The organism is Streptomyces sp. NPDC014734 (assembly GCF_043083325.1).
Lineage (GTDB): Bacteria > Actinomycetota > Actinomycetes > Streptomycetales > Streptomycetaceae > Streptomyces.
In genome coordinates, this window is the sequence record NZ_JBIBYN010000002.1 from 457,435 (window position 1) to 476,406 (window position 18,972).

Sequence of the window (18,972 nt, forward strand, 5' to 3'; positions counted from 1 at the left end):
GTGCTGAAGGCCCCCTACGGCTTACTGCTTACCGCACTGCGGGACCAGCTTTTTCTCTTCCGCCGAGAGGCTGGGACCAGGAGTGGGAGTCGTTTCGGTCGACTTGGTCTTGGAAGTGCCCGGTTTGTCGGGCGACTCGGTGGAGTCCGAGTCCGTACTGCCGGCCTGGCCCTCGTCCGAGTGGGCCTTCGCGGCCGACTGCCGCTGGGCGTCCTTCTTGCAGGCGGAGGCCTGGACGGCGAGTTCGTCGATCTTCTCGCGGGCGGCGGCGAGGTCGCCCTCGGCGATGGTCGCCTCGACCTGCTTGCGCTGGTAGGCAGGGAGGTACTTGAGTTCGATCTCGGGGTGGTCGGTCTCGACCTCCGAGAGCGAGACCCACGCCAGGTCCTGGCTGATGCCCCGGAACAGAGCGACGTTCTCGTTGTTCGCGCCGACGTAGAACTGGTTCTGCGTCCAGTGGTACCCGCCGTAGGCTCCGCCGCCGATGACGGCCAGGGCGAGGACCGTGTAGAGGGACCGCTTGAGCCACTTGCGGCCACCACCGGGCTTGACGAAGTCTTCGTCGGTGTAGGCGTCGAAGGAGCCGTCCGGCATTTCTCCGTAGTCGACGCCGTCGCCGCTTCCGGGCGGGCCGAAGCCGCCCGCGGGCGGCGGCACGGGACGGCCGAGTCCGGCCGCTCGTCCGGCGGGGGTCTGCATGGCACCGCCGTCGTTCAGCTGGGCGGCCTGGTTCTCGGCGACCGCGCCGACGACGACCGGGGTGTCGTTCAGCTGCGCGGCAAGGGTGTCGTTGTTGTCGACGTCGAGGACGTCGGCGACGATGCAGGTGATGTTGTCCGGGCCGCCCCCGCGCAGGGCGAGCTGGATCAGATCCTGGATGGTCTCCTGGGGGCCCTGGTAGCTGGCGAGGGTCTCCTCCATGGTCTGGTGGGAGACGACGCCGGAGAGCCCGTCGGAGCAGATCAGATAGCGGTCGCCGACCCGTACCTCACGAATGGAGAGGTCGGGTTCGACGTGGTCGCCGCTGCCCAGCGCCCGCATCAGGAGAGCACGCTGCGGGTGGGTGGTGGCCTCTTCCTCGGTGATCCGGCCCTCGTCGACGAGGCGCTGCACCCAGGTGTGGTCCTGGGTGATCTGGGTGAGTACGCCGTCGCGCAGCAGGTACGCCCGTGAGTCGCCCACGTGGACGAGGCCGAGGCGCTGACCGGTCCAGAGCAGGGCGGTGAGCGTGGTGCCCATGCCCTCAAGCTGGGGGTCCTCCTCGACCATCATGCGCAGTTGCTCGTTGGCCCGCTGTACCGCCATTCCGAGCGAGGTGAGGATGTCCGACCCCGGGACGTCGTCGTCGAGCTGGACGAGAGTGGAGATCACCTCGGAGCTGGCGACCTCGCCGGCCGCCTGGCCACCCATGCCGTCGGCGATGGCGAGAAGGCGCGGGCCGGCGTAACCGGAGTCCTCGTTGCCCTCCCGGATCATGCCCTTGTGCGATCCGGCGGCGAAGCGCAGGGAAAGACTCATGCGCACCTCGCCCGTCGGCTCGGGGTACAGCCGGTCTCGAGCCACACTGCCCACCCTCCGGTCGGGAGCCGGGCCGGGTCCGTTGCCCGGGCCGTCGCGGCTCGCTCGCTCCGCTCGCTCATTGTCGTACTACTTCCGCAGCTCGATGACGGTCTTGCCGATACGGATCGGCGCGCCCAGCGGAACAGGCGTCGGGGTGGTGAGCCGGGTCCGGTCGAGATAGGTGCCGTTGGTGGACCCCAGGTCCTCGACGATCCACTGGCCGTCACGATCGGGGTAGATCCTGGCATGCCTGCTGGACGCGTAGTCGTCGTCCAGCACGATCGTCGAGTCGTGCGCCCGGCCCAGTGTGATGGTCTGCCCCTGGAGCGCCACCGTGGTGCCGGTGAGGGAACCCTCGGAGACGACCAGCTTTGTGGGCGCTCCCCGGCGCTGGCGCCCGGGTTGCTGGCGTTGCTGCGGGGGCGCCGCGGCGTTCTGGCGCCCCTGTGGTGGTCGTGCGTCGGTCGTGGTGCGGCGTGAGCCGCGTTGCGTGACGCGTGTTCCGAACAGGTCGCTGCGGATGACCTGGACGGCCACGATCACGAACAGCCACAGAACGGCCAGGAAACCCAGCCGCATGACCGTCAGGGTCAGCTCTGACATTGCCCCCGCTTCACCCTTCGGCTTGCCGGTAAACGATGGTGGTGCTGCCCACGACGATCCGCGAGCCGTCGCGGAGCGTAGCGCGGGTGGTGTGCTGCCCGTCCACCACGATCCCGTTGGTGGACCCGAGATCCTGGATCGTCGCGGGCGTTCCGGTCCGGATCTCGCAGTGCCGACGGGATACGCCGGGGTCGTCGATCCGTACGTCTGCGTCGGTACTGCGTCCCAGGACCAGCGTCGAGCGGGAGATCTGATGGCGGGTGCCGTTGATCTCGACCCAGCGTCGCACCTGTGCGTTCGGCAGGGGGCTGGGCCCGGCCGACGGGTGCCGGTCGGTACTGGGGGCTCCGGGCCTGCCGGCGCCCGGCGGCGGGGCCGACGGCATGGGCGGGGCGGGGCTGGGCGGGTAGCCGTAACCGCCGGTGGTCTGCGGAGGCCGTCCCTGGCCCGGATGGGGGGGCTGTCCGAGCTGTCCCGAAGGGTTCGGCGCTGCCGGGAAGTCCTGCTGCTGCGACGAACTCGACGCCAGGGTGCGGCTGCGCACGCGGTAGAGCCCGGTGTCGAGGTCGTCGGCCTTCTCCAGGTGGACCTTGATCGGGCCCATGAAGGTGTACCGCTGCTGCTTGGCGTAGTCGCGGACCAGACCGGAGAGCTCGTCGCCCAACTGGCCGGAGTACGGGCTGAGTCGCTCGTAGTCGGGGGTGCTGAGCTCGACGATGAAGTCGTTGGGGACGACGGTCCGCTCACGGTTCCAGATCGTCGCGTTGTTGTCGCACTCGCGCTGGAGGGCGCCCGCGATCTCCACCGGTTGGACCTCGGACTTGAAGACCTTGGCGAAGGTGCCATTGACCAGCCCTTCGAGACGCTGCTCGAAACGCTTCATGACTCCCATGGGGCACCTCCTCCGTCGTAGTCGTCCCGGTACTGCTTACTGATCGTATCCACGCGTGGGGAAATCGGCTGGTTCCCCTTGTCTGCCCAGTGGATGAGTGTCACCTCTCACACGGATCGTAGAGGCGGCCTCCTCACAGTGTCCCGCACCAGGGGCGTACTGAGGAGGAGTGGGGGCGGCCGTTCGGCGTTCCCGCTTCCCGCCAGGCGTTCGGTCAAACAACGGATGTGAATCCACCCTGTCCAGCGTGCTAATCTTCCGGTGTCGCCAGGCGCTCGCACCGAAAAGTGAGAGAGTCTGAAAACACCACTCATGCGCGAGTGGCGGAACGGCAGACGCGCTGGCTTCAGGTGCCAGTGTCCTTAGGGACGTGGGGGTTCAAATCCCCCCTCGCGCACAAGAGAGAAGCCCCACAGGTCAACGATCTGTGGGGCTTCTCCGTTCCCTGATGTTCCGAGAGATCTTTCCGGCGTTCTGCGAGAGCTTCGGGCGTGGCCCCAGCGCTTCTCGGATCTTCTCGCCGCCTTCGCGTCGGCCTCCTCCCGGCGTCGGGCCTCCTCCCGGCGTTGTCGTGCTCGCTGCCTTCGTAGCTCGACGTTCGACGTCTTCGTGCCCGGTGTCCTGGTGCTCGCTGCCTTCGCGCTCGCTGCCTCGGCGCTCGCTGCTTTCGTACCGGGGCGACTTTCGTCGTGGGTAGGTGCGACGAAAGTGGGGCGTTTCCCGTATGCGGAGCTGTCTAGGGTGCAGGACGTGTACGTGATATCGAGGCTTCGGGCCGGATGGCGGTGGTGGGCGGCGCCCGAGCTGTGGTCCCGGCGCAGGACGGCCGGGGAGGCCGTGCTGGCCGCGGTGCTGGGACTGCTCGCGGCCGGGACGGAAGAACTGCAGGGCAGCGGGCAGCTACGGCTGTGGGCGGTGTCGGCCGCGGTCGTGGTGCTGTCGCTGATGAGGCGCCGACTACCGGTGACCGTGCTGGTGGCGACGTCCGCCCTGGCCGGTCTCTCCGGTGGCTTCGGGCTGCTGCTGATGGTCGTGGCGTGGAGCTCGGGCCGTCGGATCGCCGGAGCGGGACGGGCCCTGGGCGCCTTCACCGCCTCGTACGCGCTCTACACGGGTCTCACGGTCGCGGTGAACTGGTCGTCGCTGCGCCCCCTGACCGAGGTGCTGTTCACCACTCTCTACTTCTTGGCGACGACCCTCGTGCCCGGCCTCGCCAGCCGGTACTGGACACAGCGCAGGACCTTGTTGCATGCCCTGCAGGAGCGCAACGCGCGGCTCATCAGGGAACGGGCCATGATCGTGGATCAGGCGCGGCTCATGGAGCGCCAGCGGATCGCCCAGGACATGCATGACAGCCTCGGTCACCAGCTTGCGCTCATCTCTGTTCACACAGGGGCGCTGGAGGTCGACCGGGGTCTGACGGAACGACAGCGTGAAGTGGTCGGGGTGCTGAGAGAGGCGTCGGTCCACGCGATGCACGAGTTGCGGGAGGTCGTCGGCCTGCTCCGGGACGGTGTGGAAGCACCGGCGAACGGCGCCGAGGGCGCACAGTCGACAGCGCGCGGCACGGCGGGGATCGAGGCGCTGACGGCGGAGGCACGGGCCGCCGGGAGCGAGGCGGGGTTCCGTCGCAGCGGAGAGGTGCGGGCTCTCTCGGGGCCGGCGGACCGTGCGGCGTACCGCATCGTTCAGGAAGCGCTGACCAATGCGTACAAGCATGCGCCGGGCGCGGCGATCGCGGTGGAGCTGCGCTACGAGCCGGATTCCCTCGTCGTCGAGATCGTCAACGGGCCGCCGAGTCGTGCGAGGCCGGCGGTGGAGGTGGTCAGCGGAGGACAGGGGCTTCCCGGCCTGCACGAGCGGGCCCGGCTGGTCGGCGGCATGGTGCACACCGGGCGGACCCGGGACGGCGGCTTCCGGGTGGCCGGGGTGCTCCCTTATGGCGCCGAGGGCCTTGTGGCGGGCGGCACGGTGGGCGCGCCGATGGTCGATGTGGAGGACGACTTTCGGCAGCAGTCCCAGAACACCCCGTGGGGGAACGGTGGTCCGGTCATGGACTGGACGGTTTCCGAACGGGAGTTGGCTATGGGCGGCAACAGGAGAAGCACGGGTGGCGCTATCGCGTTGGGCTGCGGCATAGGGGCGGGAGTGCTGCTCCTGCTGGCGCTGGCCGGTGGCTTCGGCATGTACTTTCTGATGAAGGAGATAGACAAGGCGACGATCGACCCGAGCCAGTACCGGTCGATCGAGATCGGTACGCCCGAGGACGAAGTGCGGGACCAACTCCCCGACGGGGATACTTTCATCGCGGCAGGGTTGGACCGCGAGGGTCCCGAGGAGCCGGCCGGGGCGCGGTGCCTGGTCCTGATGTCCTCCGAGCTGGGCGAGAAGTTCAACACCGAGCCGGTGTTCCGGTTCTGTTTCCGGGACGGCAAGTTGATCGAGAAGAAGTCCTATGAGGTCGCCACGAGATGAGGCACCCGGGACGCACGGGGGTGCGAGCGAAGTGACGGGGCAGTCGATCAGAGTCGTCATCGCCGACGACGAGCCCCTCATCCGGGCCGGGATACGGATGATTCTCACTTCCGACCCTTCCATCGAAGTGGTCGCGGAGGCCTCGAACGGGCGCGAGGCCGTCGAGCTGGTCCGCGCCCACGGCGTGGACGTGGTGCTGCTCGACATCCAGATGCCGGTGCTGGACGGGCTTTCGGCGCTGGCGGAACTGCGCGTGGCGGTACCGAACGCGCGGGTGATCGTGCTCACGACGTTCGGCGAGCGGGAGAACGTTCTGCGGGCGCTGGAGCAGGGCGGCGCAGGGTTCCTGCTCAAGGACACCGCCCCGGCCGAACTGATCCAGGCCGTGCGGGCGGCGGCGGCCGGAGACGCCTATCTCTCCCCCGCGGCCACCCGGCATGTGGTGGACCAGCTGACCCTGGGCAAGGCTGCGGTTCGGGGCGAGGGCGCACGGCAACGGGTGGCCGCGCTCAGCGAGCGGGAGCGCGACGTGCTGGCACTGCTCGGTGAGGGACTCTCCAACGCGGACGCGGGCCGCCGCCTGCACATGAGCGAGGCGACGGTGAAGACGTACGTGAGCCGGATCCTGGCGAAACTGGGGTGCGAGAACCGGGTGCAGGCCGCGCTGCTGGCGAGGGACGCGGGGCTGTAAGGGGCCTGTTCTCCGCGATGTGGGGACGAGGGCGGATCCGTGGGGGACGCCGTGGGGGACGGGTAGTGGGCCCTGTGCGTGGCGGTGGCAGTGACGGTGCGGTCGCGTTTCACGTGAAACACACCTCATGGGGTCGATTGTGGACCTCATGGGCTATCGCGGGTCGATTGCCGTGTCCGTGCTCCCGTCGCTCGCGGAGTTGTAGCGCAGGAGGTACTCCGCGAACCTTGCGAGGTCGTTCGCCGTCCAGTCCGCCAGGCGTTCCTGGTAGGCGGCGCGTCGGCTGGCCTGTGTCGAGGCCAGTGCCCGGGTTCCGGCCTCGGTGGGGTGCAGCACCTGGATGCGATGGTCGTCCGGGTCCGGATGGCGTTCCACCAGACCCAGCTTTTCCAAGGTGCCGACCTGTCGGCTGACTGTCGATTTGTCCAGCATGTAATGCGCTGCCAGGTCTGTCGCGCGGCAGCCATGCCGATCGTCGATGTGCGCCAGCAGCGTGTACGAGACCAGCGGCAGCTCCGGATGGAGGCGCGCGGCGGCGGCCCGGGCGCGGCGTGCGAAGGCGGTCAGCTCGCGCTGGATGACGTCCAACGACACTTCGCGTTCCGAAGGTGTGCCCGGCACTGATCTGCCTTCCTTTTCACGGTTTCCTCTGCTGGTTGTATAGTACAACGAGATTGAGTTGTAAAAGCCAACCAATTGGAGATTCCCGGATGTCCTCAGGCCCGGATGCCGCCGCCGGCTCCACCGCCGCCGCCCTGCGTCATGTGCTGGGCCACCTCGTCACGCCGCTGCTGATGTGCATCGGCATGGGGCTCGCCTACCTCGGCGCGTTCCACGCCCCTGAGCCGCACGACCTGCGCGTCGACGTGGTCGGGTCGGGGCCGAGCGCGCGGTTGCTCGCGCAGACCTTGCAGGACACGGGCGACGGTGCGCTGAGTGTGCGTACGGTTCCGGATCGTGCGACTGCCGTGAACCACCTGGGAACCCAGGCGAGTTACGGCGCCTACCTGCCCGGTAAGCACCCGGAGCTGCTGGTGGCGAGCGCGTCCTCCGATACCAGCGCCACAGTGGTCGAGAAGGTTTTCACGAAAGTCGCGGCCGAACACGGACATCCGCTGAAGGTGACCGACACGGCCCCGACCGCCGACGGTGATCCCACCGGGCAGGGCATCTTCTTCCTGCTGGTCGCGGTGAGCATCGGCTCCTACGCGTCGGTCGCGGTGATCGGTGGTGCGGGCGCGGTGCTTGCGTTGCGGATCAGGGCCGCGCTGGCGGTCGCCGCGTCCCTGGTGGTGAGTGTGATCGGGGCGGTGTTCGCCGATCCGCTGTTCGGGCTCGTGGACCACGGACTCGGTGGTCTGTGGGCCATGGCCTGGTTGTATTCGGCGGGCATCCTGATGATCGGTGTCGGGCTCCACACCTTCCTGAAGCGATGGACGACGCTCGGTGTGATGGTGCTGTTCGTGATGCTCAACTTCACCAGCTCCGGCGGGATCTTCCGGCCCGAGCTGCAGCCCGGCTTCTTCGGTGCGCTCCACTCCTTCTGGAACGGGGCGGGCTTCGTCGAGGGCGTACGGAGCCACGTGTACTTCGGTGGCCACGAACTTGGCCGGAACATACTGGTCCTGGCGCTCTGGTTCGTTCTGGGTCTGGTGGTGATGGGCCTGTCCGGTCTGGCCGAGGGCAGGCGGCGGAAGGCGGCCGCGGCGGTGGCCACGGCCGATGGGGTGGCCACGGTCGATGGGTTGGCCGGCGCCGGATCGGTCGGGGGCGGGGAACCGCACGGGCATGGGCGGCACGGCAGGGCCCGGAACCGGGGCGTTGCGCGCGACGGGGAGCGTGATGGGGAACTGCAGGAAGAGCTGGAGGAAGCGGTCGGCGTCTGAGGCGTGGCCCGAGCCGGCTCGCGTGTTGGTTCGGATGTCCGTCCGAGGCCGGTTCCCGAGCGGATCCTGGGTGCTCATCCACGGAAAGATGGGTTTTCCACAGAGTTTTCCACAGGGGAGACGGCTTTGGGATACCGGTTGTAGCGTCGTCGCAATTGATCTGCGCGCAATTGATCTGCGACAGACCGGCACGGGCCGGGTGCGCAGGACGATGCCGGGGGGCGCCATGCGTGACATCGAAGTGACAGTGCCGGACCAGCGAGGTGGGCCGGACCGCCGGGGCGCGGCGGACCGTCGGGGTGGGGCGGATCGGTGGGGTGGGCCGGACCGACGGGGCGCGGCGGACCGTCGGGGTGGGGCGGACCGTCCACGCATTCCGGTCGTGCCCGGATTCGCCGTCCGGGCGGATGACGGGTCCGCTGCGGACGGCGGCGGTTCCCGGTCGCCCTCGCCCAAGGCCGTGGGCAAGGCGCTGCGGGACAGGGTGCCCAGGTCCTCCCACTCCTCCTTGGCCCTTCCGGCCGGGCGGCCCGATGCTGTGCGAGCCGTCGAGGAGTCGAGCCTGGGCAGAGTGACCGCTCTCGCCCCGATCCGGGTGGGGCGGATGGCGGCCACCCCGTTCGCCTTCCTGCGGGGCTCGGCGGGACTGATGGCGCACGATCTCGTGGGAACACCGGTCAGCGGGGTGGGAGCTCAGCTCTGCGGTGACGCGCACGCCGCCAACTTCGGCCTGTACGGCGATGCGCGGGGCAGCCTCGTCATCGATCTGAACGATTTCGACGAGACGGCTTTCGGCCCCTGGGAATGGGACCTCAAGCGGCTTGCCACCTCTCTGGTGCTGGCCGGTCGGGAGGCCGGGGCGGATGAGGAGACCTGCCGCCGGGGCGCGTACGACACGGTAGGTGCGTATCGGCGGACCATGCGGCTGCTGGCCCGGCTTCCCGCGCTCGACGCCTGGAACGCCATCGCGGACGAGGAACTTGTCTCTCACACGGATGCGCGAGATCTGCTCGGCACGCTGGAACGTGTCTCCCGGAAGGCCCGCAACAACACCAGCGCCCGTTTCGCGGCAAGGTCCACCGAGGATTCCGGCGACGGCGGGCGCCGCTTCGCCGACACACCACCTGTGCTGCGGCGGGTACCGGACACGGAGGCCGCGGCGGTGGTGGTCGGACTCGGCGACTACCTGGGCACGATCTCGGAGGAGCTGGTTCCGCTCCTCGGCCGGTACACAATTCACGACGTGGCGTTCCGGGTGGTCGGCACGGGGAGCGTCGGTACCCGGTCGTACGTGGTGCTCCTGCTCGATCACCGGGGCGAGCCCCTGGTGCTGCAGGTGAAGGAGGCGCGGCCCTCGGTACTGGCGCCGTACCTGTCGGCTGTCGGGTTCGATGTGCCGGACGTGGCGCACGAGGGGCGCAGAGTGGTGCTCGGGCAGAAGCGGATGCAGGTCGTCAGCGACATTTTGCTGGGCTGGGCCACGGTGGACGGACGCCCCTTCCAGGTGCGGCAGTTCAGGAATCGAAAGGGCAGTGTGGACCCGGCGGGCCTGGCGGCCGACCAGGTGGACGACTACGGCCGGATGACCGGTGCGCTGCTGGCACGGGCCCACGCGCACAGCGTCGATCCGAGGCTGATCGCGGGCTACTGCGGCAAGAACGACGAACTGGACGAGGCGGTGGCCGCGTTCGCGGTGACCTATGCGGACCGTACGGAAGCGGACCATGCGGAGTTGGTGCGGGCCATCGGCTCGGGCCGGATAGCCGCTGAGCCGGGCGTGTGAGGGCACCGTTGCGCCACCGTGTGTCCTGCGGCCGGGAAGAGGGCCATACGCTGGACAGGTGACCCACGAAGCCGCCGGGGTGCCGACCACCCGGAACGACGAAGACCGGCAGGACAACGACCGGCAGTACGAGCAGCATGCACACGCTGAGCAGCCAGGGCCGGACGGGCAGTCCGAGCCGAATGGGCAGTCCGAGCCGAAGGGGCAGGACGGGGCGGCCGGTGGTGTGCCGGGGGCGGGTGCTGCCGCCGGGGCCGGTGGGGGCTCCGAGGCCGGTGGGGCTGCGGCGGGGGCCGCCGAGGGAGCCCGACCCGAGGCGCGGCTCGCCAGGGCCGTGAAGGCGGCGGAGCAGGCGCTGATCGAGTTCGAGATCGCGGTGGAGACCTTCCGGGTCGAGGTCGAGAACTTCTCCCGGTTGCACCACCAGAAGCTCGGACCGATGTACACCCGTCTCGACGAGCTCGACGCACAGATCGCCGAGGCCAGGGCCGCCAGGACCGGTGATCCCGAAGACCTTCGCAAGGCGCAGGAGGCACGGGCGGTCGTGATGCCGATGCCGGGGGTCGACGAGTTGTTCCACGAGTGGATCGACTCCGATGGATTGTCTCCGGAGGCGGCGGCGATGCTGACCGATCAGCCGGTCCGTCCGCCCAAGCGGGTACGGCCGACCGAGGAGGCCCGCAAGCTCTACCGCGAGCTGGCGCGCAAGGCCCACCCGGACCTGGCCCAGGACGAGACGGAGCGCTCACGCCGGGAGGAGTTCATCACCCGCGTCAACGCCGCCTACGGACTCGGGGACGAGGCGATGCTGAGGGAACTGGCGCAGGAATGGGCTTCCGGGCCGTCGGTGCCGGAGGCGGAGCTGAACGAGAGCGAGCACCTCTACGCCCGGCTGAACTGGCTGACCCAGCGCAAGGAACTCCTGACGGTACTGGCGAAGGAGCTTGAGGAGAGTGCGATCGGGTCCATGCTGCGGATGGCGCCCGATGATCCGGACCGGCTGCTCGACGAGATCGCGGAGCAACTGCTGGGCGAGGTCGCCCGGCGCGAGGAGGAGCTGGCCGGGATGGTGCAGTAGCGTTTCCGGTGTCTCAGGAGCGTACATACGAGAGAAGGCATGTCCCATGAATTTCGCCCCGCTGCCCTCGGTGGATGTCGCGGCGGTTCCGTCGGACGGCCTTGTGCTGGACGTCCGGGAGAACGACGAATGGGCGGCCGGCCATGTCGAGGGCGCCCTGCACATTCCGATGCGCGACTTCGTGGGTCGCTTCGGTGAGCTGACCGAGGCCGTCGAGGACGGTCGGCGCGTGCACGTGATGTGTCGGGTCGGCGGACGGTCGGCCCAGGTCACGCAGTATCTGGTGGGACAGGGGATCGACGCCGTGAACATCGACGGAGGGATGATCGCCTGGGAGGGCGCCGGACGTCCGATGGTCACGGAGAACGGCAGCCAGGCGTTCGTGCTCTGACACGATCCGGCTTTCCGCACGGGGTACGGCGCCTGCGCGCCTGTCCGGTCGTGCGCCTGTCCGGCCGGGGGCAGGGGCGGGTACGAGGTGCCGGCGGAGGTCAGAGAAGTGGCTGTGCGGCCAGGAGATCTCCCAATGCCTCCTCGTGCGCGGCTGCCGGGCCGAGAGAGAGCTCGATCTGTTTCGCCCAGGCATGGAAACGGTGCAGGGGGTAGTCGGTGTCCGCGCCGAAGCCACCATGCAGGTGCTGTGCCGTCTGCACGACTCGCCGTACCCCCTCCGAGGCCCAGATCTTCGCCACGGCGACGTCTCCCTCGACGGGCAGAGCACCTCCGGCACCGGTGGAGAGCCGCCAGGCCGCCTGCCAGAGCGTGACTTCCATGGCCCGCAGGTCGATGTAGCGGTCCGCGGCCTGTACGGCTACGGCCTGGAAGGTCGCGATCGGAAAGCCGAACTGCTCGCGCTTGCCGGTGTATTCACTGGTCATGGCGAGTACGGCTTCGCCCAGACCCAGCGCGAGTGCGCATGTCCCGGTGGTGAGCAGGGCCCGTAGCCACTCCCAGGCCCCCTCGTCCTCGATCAGCGCGTTGCTGTCGATGTGTACGGAGTCCAGCCGAACCTCGGCGAACGGTTCGCCGTTGGTGGAGACCTGTTCGGCCAAGGTGACGCCTTCGAGGGAGGTCCGGACGAGTGCGACGACGGCCCGGCCCCGTTCCGTGACAGCGGGTACCGCGATCAGGTCCGCGGACTGTGCCCACGGCACGCCCGACTGCACCCCGTCGAGCACCCAGGCGTCGGCGTTGTCGTCGTTGCCACGGGTGGTCGCGGGGGCGGTCCCTCGCGCGTTGCCGACGGCGGAGTCCTCGGCACCATCGACGGGATGCCTGCTGTTCGGACCTCTGCCATGGGGGCCGTCTCCCTGCCGGGCGGGGTTCGTCGCCCGGACCGTCCGACGAGCGGTGACGGCGAGTTCCGCGGGATCATGGCCGGAGCGGCCGTTGGCCCCGGCGGTGAGGACCAACTCACCACGCCCGACCGGCGGAAGCAGTTCGGCGGCGAACTCCGGGGTGCCATAACGGCGGAGGGCCATCGCGACCGCGCACGTCTCCAGCAGCGGTACCCGTGCGAGCACCTTGGCGGACTCCCGCAGCACCAGACAGAGCGCGACGAGGTCGAGCCCCGCCCCACCATGCTCCGCTGGCAGCGTAAGGCTCAGCAGATCTCCCGCCGCGAGCCGTGCCCACAGCGGCCGGTCGATGTCCTGCGCCACCGCGCCAGGCACCAGGGCGGGACTGGGAACGCCGTCGGGCACGACGTTCGAGAAGACCGCCCTTGCCGCTTCCACGGCCGCCTGTTGCTCCTCGGTGAAGGTGAAGTCCATGTGCCCCGGCCTCCCGTGAACGATTGCTCCCGCACCCAAAGCTGACGGGCCGTCAAGATAGAACACGTTCTATGAGAAGGGAACAGGTGGAGACGACGCGTTGACTTGGGCGGTGAGAGGCGGTGAGAGGCGGTGAGAGGCGGTGAGAGGCGGTGAGAGGCGGCGGGGGTCGATGAGGGGCGGTCGTGGCGGGTGATCCGGAGGCGCTCGGCAGAGACATTCCGGAGGCGTGCGATGGGCGGTTCCAGGCGTGCGGTGGGCGGTCCGGAGGTGTGCGGTGGGCGAGAGTCGTGATCAGCGGTCGAAGTCCAGCTCCACTTCCGGGGTGGCCGGATGCGACTGGCATGCCAGCACGTACCCGGCGTCGGTCTCCTCGGGTTCCAGCGCGAAGTTGCGGTCCATCCGGACCTCGCCCGATACCAGGAACGCCCGGCAGGTTCCGCACACTCCGCCCTTGCACGCGTACGGTGCGTCGGATCGGCTGCGCAGGACGGTCTCCAGCAGGGAGTCGCCGTCCTGTACAGGCCATGTGCCGGAGCGGCCGTCCAGTGTTGCCGTGAGTCTGCTGTGGGCGGGGGCATCGGGGCCGGGGCGGGCGGGTGCGGCCGGGCCGTCGTCCACATGGAAGATTTCCTGGTGGACGCGCGTCCGGTCGACGCCGAGGCCGCGCAGCGCGTCCTCGGCGGCACGCACCAGCCCGAGGGGCCCGCACAGGAACCAGCCGTCCACCTCCGTCACCGGGAGCAGTGCCGGAAGAAGCGTGTCGAGCCGGTCACGATCCAGTCGGCCCGAGGGCAGACCTGCCTGCTGTTCCTCCCGGGAGAGCACCGTTACCAGCTGGAACCGGTCCGGGTATCGGTCCTTCAGATCGGCGACCTCGTCCAGGAACATCGTCGATCCCGCTGTGCGGTCGCTTCGGATCAGGCAGAACGTGGCGTCGCGCTTCCGCTCCAGCAGGGTTCCCGCGATCGAGAGCACCGGGGTGATGCCGCTGCCACCGACGATCGCCGCGAAGCGCCCGGCACGCGGTATGAGCACGAAACGGCCCGTGGGAGGCATGGCCTCGATCAGGTCGCCGACGGCGAGTTCCTTCAGCGCGTAGGTGGAGAACGTGCCGCCGTCGACGAGCCGAATCCCTATCCGCACTACTGGATCGGCCGCGTCGTCGGTGGCCGGGGAACAGATCGAGTACGAGCGGCGGATCTCCTCGCCATCGGCGGCGTAGCGCACGTTGAGGTGCTGCCCGGGCTTGTGGCGGAAGGTCTCGCGCAGCTCGGGCGGCACGGCGAGAGTGACGGCCACCGAATCGTCAGTGAGCCGTTCGATCGCGTGGACCCGGAGCGGATGGAACATCTACAACTCCTTGAAGTGGTCGAACGGTTCGTGACACGTCACACACCGGCGCAGTGCCTTGCAGGCGGTGGAGGAGAACCGGCTCAACAGCTCCGTTTCGGTCGAGCCGCAGTGCGGGCACCGTACGGAAAGCGCGAGCGGTACCGGGCCCTTCCCGGGGGTGCTGTCCGTGACGTCGCGCGGGCGCGGGGGCGCGATGCCGAACTCCGCCAGCTTGCGCCGCCCCTCCGCACTGATGTCGTCCGTCGACCACGCCGGTGAGAGCACGGTGATCACGGAGACATCCGGTATGCCGTGGTCGTGCAGCACCTGTTCGATGTCGGCGGACATGGCCTCGATCGCCGGGCAGCCGGTGTACGTCGGGGTGAGGCGTACGGTGACCCGGCCGGGCGCGACCACGTCCACACCACGTACCACTCCCAGCTCGTCGAGGGTCAGCACGGGCAGCTCGGGATCGGGTACGGAGCCCGCCAACCGGTGCAGTTCGTTTTCGAGAGGTGTTCCGGTCACCATGTCGCCCCCGGATGGCTGCGATGCAGATGCTGCATTTCGGCGATCATGCGGCCGAAGGGCTCGGTATGGATGCCCTGGCGTCCCGCTCCCGCCGTCCACGCTCCGCGCCGCGGTCCTTCCGGCACGGTGAGAGTGGCGCGCCGGAGTACCCCGGTGACGGACTCCAGCCAGCCCTTCCGCAGCGAAGCCTCGTCGACGTCCACACCTTCGACGGGCTGGAACAACTCGTCGGTGAACCGCCACAGAGCGTTCACCCCGCGCTGCATCCGTTCATGGCTTTCGGGTGTTCCGTCGCCGAGCCGCAGAGTCCAGTGCTCCGCGTGGTCCTGGTGGTAGGCGACCTCCTTGACAGCCTTCGCCGCCAGGCCGACGAACGGCCCGTCCCCGGTTGCCAGTTGTTCGTACAGCAGGTGCTGGTAAGTGGAGAAGTAGAGCTGGCGGGCGATGGTGTGGGCGAAGTCGCCGTTCGGCTGTTCGACCAACTGGGCGTTGCGAAAGGCGCGTTCCTCCCGCAGATAGGCCAATTCGTCCTCGTCCCCCACGAGGGAGAGGAGTATCCGGGCCTGTCCCAACAGGTCCAGGGCGATGTTGGCCAGAGCCACCTCTTCCTCCAGTACGGGGGCGTGGCCTGCCCATTCCCCCAGCCGGTGCGAGAGCACCAGCGCGTCGTCCCCGAGGGCGAGTGCCGCGCTCACAGGTGCTTCACCCCCTCGGGGATCTCGTAGAAGGTCGGGTGCCGGTACGGCTTGTCTCCTGCGGGCTCGAAGAAGGAGTCCTTCTCGTCCGGCGACGAGGCCGTGATCTGTGAGGAGGGAACGACCCAGATGGAGACGCCCTCGGATCGGCGTGTGTACAGATCTCGGGCGTTGCGCAGGGCCATCTCCGCGTCCGGGGCGTGAAGGCTGCCCGCGTGGGTGTGGGACAGGCCTCGGCGCGAACGCACGAACACCTCCCACAGTGGCCATTCGGTCGAACCGCTCATGCTGCCGCCTCCCCGTTCCTTACCGGCGTGTGCTTCGCGGCGTACGCGGCCGCGGCCTCCCTGACCCAGGCGCCTTCCTCGTGCGCCCTGCGGCGCTGAGCGAGGCGCTCCTCGTTGCACGGGCCGTTGCCCTTGAGGACCTCCTGGAACTCCTGCCAGTCGATCGCCCCGAAGTCGTGGTGCCCACGTTGCTCGTTCCACCGGAGGTCCGGATCCGGAAGGGTGAGTTTCAGTGCCTCGGCCTGCGGGACGCATATGTCCACGAAACGCTGACGCAGCTCGTCATTGGAATGGCGCTTGATCTTCCACGTCATCGACTGCGCCGAGTGTGCCGACGCGTCGTCCGGCGGGCCGAACATCATCAGGGAGGGCCACCACCAGCGGTTCACCGCGTCCTGGGCCATTTCGTGCTGGGCCGTGGTGCCGCGACTGAGCGCGAGAAGCAGCTCGTACCCCTGACGCTGGTGGAAGGACTCCTCCTTGCAGACGCGCACCATCGCCCGGGCGTAGGGGCCGTAGGAGCAGCGGCAGAGCGGCACCTGGTTGGTGATCGCGGCACCGTCGACGAGCCAGCCGATCGCGCCGACGTCCGCCCAGGTCAGCGTGGGGTAGTTGAAGATCGACGAATACCGCTGTTTGCCCGCGTGGAGCTTGTCGAGCAACTCCTCGCGGCTGGCGCCGAGCGTCTCCGTGGCGCTGTACAGGTAGAGGCCATGGCCTGCCTCGTCCTGCACCTTGGCCATCAGGATGGCTTTGCGGCGCAGCGAGGGCGCTCGCGAGATCCAGTTGGCCTCCGGCTGCATGCCGATGATTTCGGAGTGGGCGTGCTGCGCCATCTGCCGGATCAGTGAGGCACGGTACGCATCCGGCATCCAGTCGCGCGGCTCGATGCGCTCGTCCGCGGCCACGGCGGCGTCGAAAGCCGCCTTCAGGGCCTCGTCCGCCGCTTCGGGGTCCTCCCTTCCCGTCTGTGCCGTCTGGCCCGCAGTCACTGCCGTCATCCCGGACTCCCTACCGACCGACCGATCGTTCGGTTCATTGTCTTCAATGGTTAGTCGGCGGCCCGTAGGGTGTCAACCCTGTGGATAACTCACCGGGATCGACGGGGATCGGGGCGGGATGGATTCTGGGATGGATTCGTACGACGACGCGGGCGGCGAAAGCGGCAGCGGGAGCGCCGGACCGGGGGACGGACGGGAAGGTGCGGCGGGGCGGGACGAGGAGGCGCTCCCGGCCCCGTTCCCCGTTTCGGTGCCGGCTTCTCCCCCGGTCTCGGACCGGGGCCCGGCTCCGGTTCCGGGCCCGCCCTCGGGGCCGGCCGCTTCACCCGACCGGGTTCCGGCTCCGACCCCGGCGGTCGGTTCCGGGGGCGGCATGGCCGCGCTGTCGCTTCCGTACCAGGTCGCCGCGGCGATCACGCTGTCGGTCATCGGGCTGATCGCCTGCGGCCATCTGGCCATGATCTTCCTGCATGTCGCGCCCTCCAACACCCTGACCAAGCAGCACGGTGAAGCGGTGGACGAGTGGATCTATCCGGAGTTCGAACGGAACTGGAAGCTGTTCGCCCCGAATCCGCTCCAGCAGAACGTGTCCATCCACGTACGTGCCGTGGTGGTGGGCGCCGACGGACAACGCACCACGTCGTGGATGAGCCTGTCGGCCGAGGACGGCAAGGCGATACGCGGAAATCTCCTCCCCAGCCACATCCATCAGAACGAGTTGCGCCGAGGCTGGGACTTCTACCTCAATTCCCATGATCGCGAGAACCGGGCGAACGGCCTGCGCGGTGAGCTCTCCGAGCGCTACATGCGGCGCCTCGCGATGCTGCGCCTGAGCGAGCACGACTACGGCGGCACCATCGAGCGCATCCAGCTCCGTTCCGAGGCGCGGACCGTGGCGGCGCCGCCGTGGAGCAACGAGCGGGTCAGCACGGAGCCGTCCTATTGGGAGCTGCCGTGGTGGACCGTGACCGAGGACGACCTCCCCAAGGGCGCCGAGGGGGCCGACAAGTGAGTACGGACACGTTCGACCGCAAGCTTGCCCGCGGCATCCAGCGCATCACCTCCACGGCTCTCGGGCCGTATCAGAGTGCTGTCGTCCGCATCGGCATCTCCGCCACGTACCTGCTGTTCCTGCTGCGTGAAGTACCGAACCGGCATGAGATGTACGGCCCCGACGCCCCGTGGCGCTGGGACATGGCGCAGCAGCTGATATCCGGCAACCAGGCCTTCACCGCGCTCATGTGGTCCGACAGCGCCGTCTGGTTCGAGATCGTGTACGCGGTCACGGTGCTCTCGGCGGCGCTGCTGATGGTCGGCTGGCGCACCCGCGCCATGTCGGTCCTCTTCATGGCCGGGGTGCTCTCCCTGCAGAACCGCAGCATCTTCATGGGGGACGGCGGCGACAACGTCATCCACCTGATGGCCATCTATCTCGTGCTGACGCGTTGCGGACAGGTCTGGTCGTTGGACGCCCTGCGAAGCGCCCGAGCGGCGCGCGCTGCCGCTCGGGCGGACGTGGGCACCGACGCGGACGCGGGTACGCCGCCGGCGGCGGTGGCGGCAGACCCCTCCGGGAAGACGGTGCGAGGAGATGTGGTCGGCCCCGTCCTGTGGGGCGTACTCGGTCTGGTCCTGATCGCGGCCACAGCGACCGGCGGCCTCGGTGGCACCTGGTGGCTGCCGACCCTCCTCTGGTTCCTCTGGGCCGGCCAGGGGTGCTGGTGGATCCTGAACCGGCGTGCCCAGCAGAGCGAAGCGCGCATCCTGCTCGATGTGGTCGCCAACCTCGTCCACAACGTGACACTCGTCGTGATCATGGCCGAAGTGTGTGTGATCTACGCCACGGCAGGCTGGTACAAGATCCAGGGATCGCGGTGGCAGGACGGAACCGCGCTCTACTACCCGCTGAAGCTCGACTACTTCACGCCGTGGCCCGCCCTGTCGGACATCCTCGCCTCCAACGGTGTGATGGTGATGCTGCTGACGTACGGCACCGTCATCGTTCAGGTCGCCTTCCCCTTCACCCTGCTCAACCGGCGGGTCAAGAACATCCTGATCGTCGTCATGATCTGTGAGCACGCGGGCATCGCCCTGCTGCTCGGCCTGCCCTTCTTCTCCATGGCGATGATCGCGGCCGACTCCGTGTTCCTGCCGACGGTCTTTCTGGTGTGGCTGGGCAACCGGGCGAGCCTCGGACGGAGGAGGCTGTTCGGGCGCGGGAGCAAGGTGCCCGCTCAGAGGCGGGCCATCGATGACGACGAGGCCCCGCAGCGCAGTGGCGGCGGGGGCCATACGCTCGTCGGGTGAGTAGCGAGAGCGGCAGCAGTACCGGCGGGTCCGGTCACATCAACGGGAACGGCGGAACCGGCGGGATCGGCGACGG

At 68.8% G+C, this 18,972-nt stretch carries 18 protein-coding genes and 1 tRNA gene; 9 read left to right on the forward strand and 10 right to left on the reverse strand.

Annotated elements, in window-relative coordinates:
- Positions 1–21: 21 nt before the first annotated feature.
- The 3 genes from ACF1CT_RS05945 to ACF1CT_RS05955 form a co-directional block, all read right to left on the reverse strand.
- The gene (locus ACF1CT_RS05945; protein ID WP_391782515.1) at positions 22–1,518 is read right to left on the reverse strand and encodes a PP2C family protein-serine/threonine phosphatase; all 1,497 of its coding nucleotides are present in this window, start codon (positions 1,516–1,518) and stop codon (positions 22–24) included.
- 129 nt (positions 1,519–1,647) lie between these two features.
- The gene (locus tag ACF1CT_RS05950; protein ID WP_391782516.1) at positions 1,648–2,163 is read right to left on the reverse strand and encodes an FHA domain-containing protein; all 516 of its coding nucleotides are present in this window, start codon (positions 2,161–2,163) and stop codon (positions 1,648–1,650) included.
- 10 nt (positions 2,164–2,173) lie between these two features.
- Positions 2,174–3,055 (reverse strand): FhaA domain-containing protein, encoded by an 882-nt coding sequence (locus ACF1CT_RS05955; protein ID WP_391782517.1) that lies wholly within the window; start codon positions 3,053–3,055, stop codon positions 2,174–2,176.
- Between the two features lie 314 nt (positions 3,056–3,369).
- On the opposite strand from ACF1CT_RS05955, the gene ACF1CT_RS05960 reads away from it, so the two are divergent.
- The 3 genes from ACF1CT_RS05960 to ACF1CT_RS05970 all read left to right on the forward strand — a co-directional run bounded on the left by ACF1CT_RS05960 (position 3,370) and on the right by ACF1CT_RS05970 (position 6,221).
- A tRNA-Leu gene (locus ACF1CT_RS05960) sits at positions 3,370–3,452 on the forward strand.
- 353 nt (positions 3,453–3,805) lie between these two features.
- On the forward strand, positions 3,806–5,530 hold the full coding sequence (locus tag ACF1CT_RS05965; protein ID WP_391782518.1) for a sensor histidine kinase: 1,725 nt from the start codon (positions 3,806–3,808) through the stop codon (positions 5,528–5,530).
- Positions 5,531–5,561: 31 nt separating this feature from the next.
- Positions 5,562–6,221 (forward strand): response regulator, encoded by a 660-nt coding sequence (locus ACF1CT_RS05970; RefSeq protein ID WP_391782519.1) that lies wholly within the window; start codon positions 5,562–5,564, stop codon positions 6,219–6,221.
- Between the two features lie 153 nt (positions 6,222–6,374).
- On the opposite strand, the gene ACF1CT_RS05975 is transcribed toward ACF1CT_RS05970, so the two are convergent.
- Positions 6,375–6,842, reverse strand: coding sequence for a MarR family winged helix-turn-helix transcriptional regulator (locus ACF1CT_RS05975; protein WP_391782520.1), 468 nt, complete (start codon positions 6,840–6,842; stop codon positions 6,375–6,377).
- An 89-nt stretch (positions 6,843–6,931) separates the two neighbouring features.
- Between ACF1CT_RS05975 and ACF1CT_RS05980 the strand changes: the two genes are divergently transcribed.
- The 4 genes from ACF1CT_RS05980 (at position 6,932) to ACF1CT_RS05995 (ending at position 11,359) form a co-directional block, all read left to right on the forward strand.
- Entirely contained in the window at positions 6,932–8,107 is a 1,176-nt protein-coding gene (locus ACF1CT_RS05980) for a hypothetical protein (protein ID WP_391782521.1), read from the forward strand.
- 226 nt (positions 8,108–8,333) lie between these two features.
- Positions 8,334–9,890, forward strand: a complete 1,557-nt coding sequence (locus ACF1CT_RS05985; RefSeq protein WP_391782522.1) for a DUF2252 domain-containing protein — start codon at positions 8,334–8,336, stop codon at positions 9,888–9,890.
- 58 nt (positions 9,891–9,948) lie between these two features.
- Positions 9,949–10,968 carry a J domain-containing protein gene (locus ACF1CT_RS05990; RefSeq protein WP_391782523.1) on the forward strand — a complete coding sequence of 340 codons (1,020 nt, stop codon included), beginning with the start codon at positions 9,949–9,951 and terminating at the stop codon, positions 10,966–10,968.
- A gap of 46 nt (positions 10,969–11,014) precedes the next feature.
- A complete protein-coding gene (locus ACF1CT_RS05995) occupies positions 11,015–11,359 on the forward strand; it encodes a rhodanese-like domain-containing protein (RefSeq protein WP_391782524.1) in 345 nt (114 codons plus the stop codon).
- A gap of 100 nt (positions 11,360–11,459) precedes the next feature.
- Here ACF1CT_RS05995 and ACF1CT_RS06000 read toward each other — a convergent pair whose 3' ends face one another.
- From ACF1CT_RS06000 to paaA, 6 genes are all read right to left on the reverse strand, one after another.
- Positions 11,460–12,740 carry an acyl-CoA dehydrogenase family protein gene (locus tag ACF1CT_RS06000; RefSeq protein ID WP_391782525.1) on the reverse strand — a complete coding sequence of 427 codons (1,281 nt, stop codon included), beginning with the start codon at positions 12,738–12,740 and terminating at the stop codon, positions 11,460–11,462.
- Positions 12,741–13,034: 294 nt separating this feature from the next.
- On the reverse strand, positions 13,035–14,093 hold the full coding sequence (locus ACF1CT_RS06005; protein WP_391782526.1) for a 2Fe-2S iron-sulfur cluster-binding protein: 1,059 nt from the start codon (positions 14,091–14,093) through the stop codon (positions 13,035–13,037).
- Positions 14,094–14,606: a 1,2-phenylacetyl-CoA epoxidase subunit PaaD gene (paaD, locus tag ACF1CT_RS06010; RefSeq protein WP_391782527.1), complete on the reverse strand. Its 513-nt coding sequence runs from the start codon at positions 14,604–14,606 to the stop codon at positions 14,094–14,096.
- A complete protein-coding gene (gene paaC / locus ACF1CT_RS06015) occupies positions 14,600–15,301 on the reverse strand; it encodes a 1,2-phenylacetyl-CoA epoxidase subunit PaaC (protein ID WP_391782528.1) in 702 nt (233 codons plus the stop codon). The genes paaD and paaC overlap by 7 nt, the downstream gene beginning before the upstream one ends.
- Positions 15,298–15,588, reverse strand: coding sequence for a 1,2-phenylacetyl-CoA epoxidase subunit PaaB (gene paaB / locus ACF1CT_RS06020; RefSeq protein WP_391782529.1), 291 nt, complete (start codon positions 15,586–15,588; stop codon positions 15,298–15,300). Before paaB ends, paaC begins: the two co-directional genes overlap by 4 nt.
- Positions 15,585–16,589, reverse strand: a complete 1,005-nt coding sequence (gene paaA / locus ACF1CT_RS06025) for a 1,2-phenylacetyl-CoA epoxidase subunit PaaA (RefSeq protein WP_391782530.1) — start codon at positions 16,587–16,589, stop codon at positions 15,585–15,587. Before paaA ends, paaB begins: the two co-directional genes overlap by 4 nt.
- Positions 16,590–16,719: 130 nt before the next feature.
- On the opposite strand from paaA, the gene ACF1CT_RS06030 reads away from it, so the two are divergent.
- Both ACF1CT_RS06030 and ACF1CT_RS06035 read left to right on the forward strand, forming a co-directional pair.
- Positions 16,720–17,601: a DUF5819 family protein gene (locus ACF1CT_RS06030; protein WP_391782531.1), complete on the forward strand. Its 882-nt coding sequence runs from the start codon at positions 16,720–16,722 to the stop codon at positions 17,599–17,601.
- Positions 17,598–18,896 carry an HTTM domain-containing protein gene (locus tag ACF1CT_RS06035; RefSeq protein WP_391782532.1) on the forward strand — a complete coding sequence of 433 codons (1,299 nt, stop codon included), beginning with the start codon at positions 17,598–17,600 and terminating at the stop codon, positions 18,894–18,896. The genes ACF1CT_RS06030 and ACF1CT_RS06035 overlap by 4 nt, the downstream gene beginning before the upstream one ends.
- The last annotated feature ends 76 nt before the right edge of the window (positions 18,897–18,972 follow it).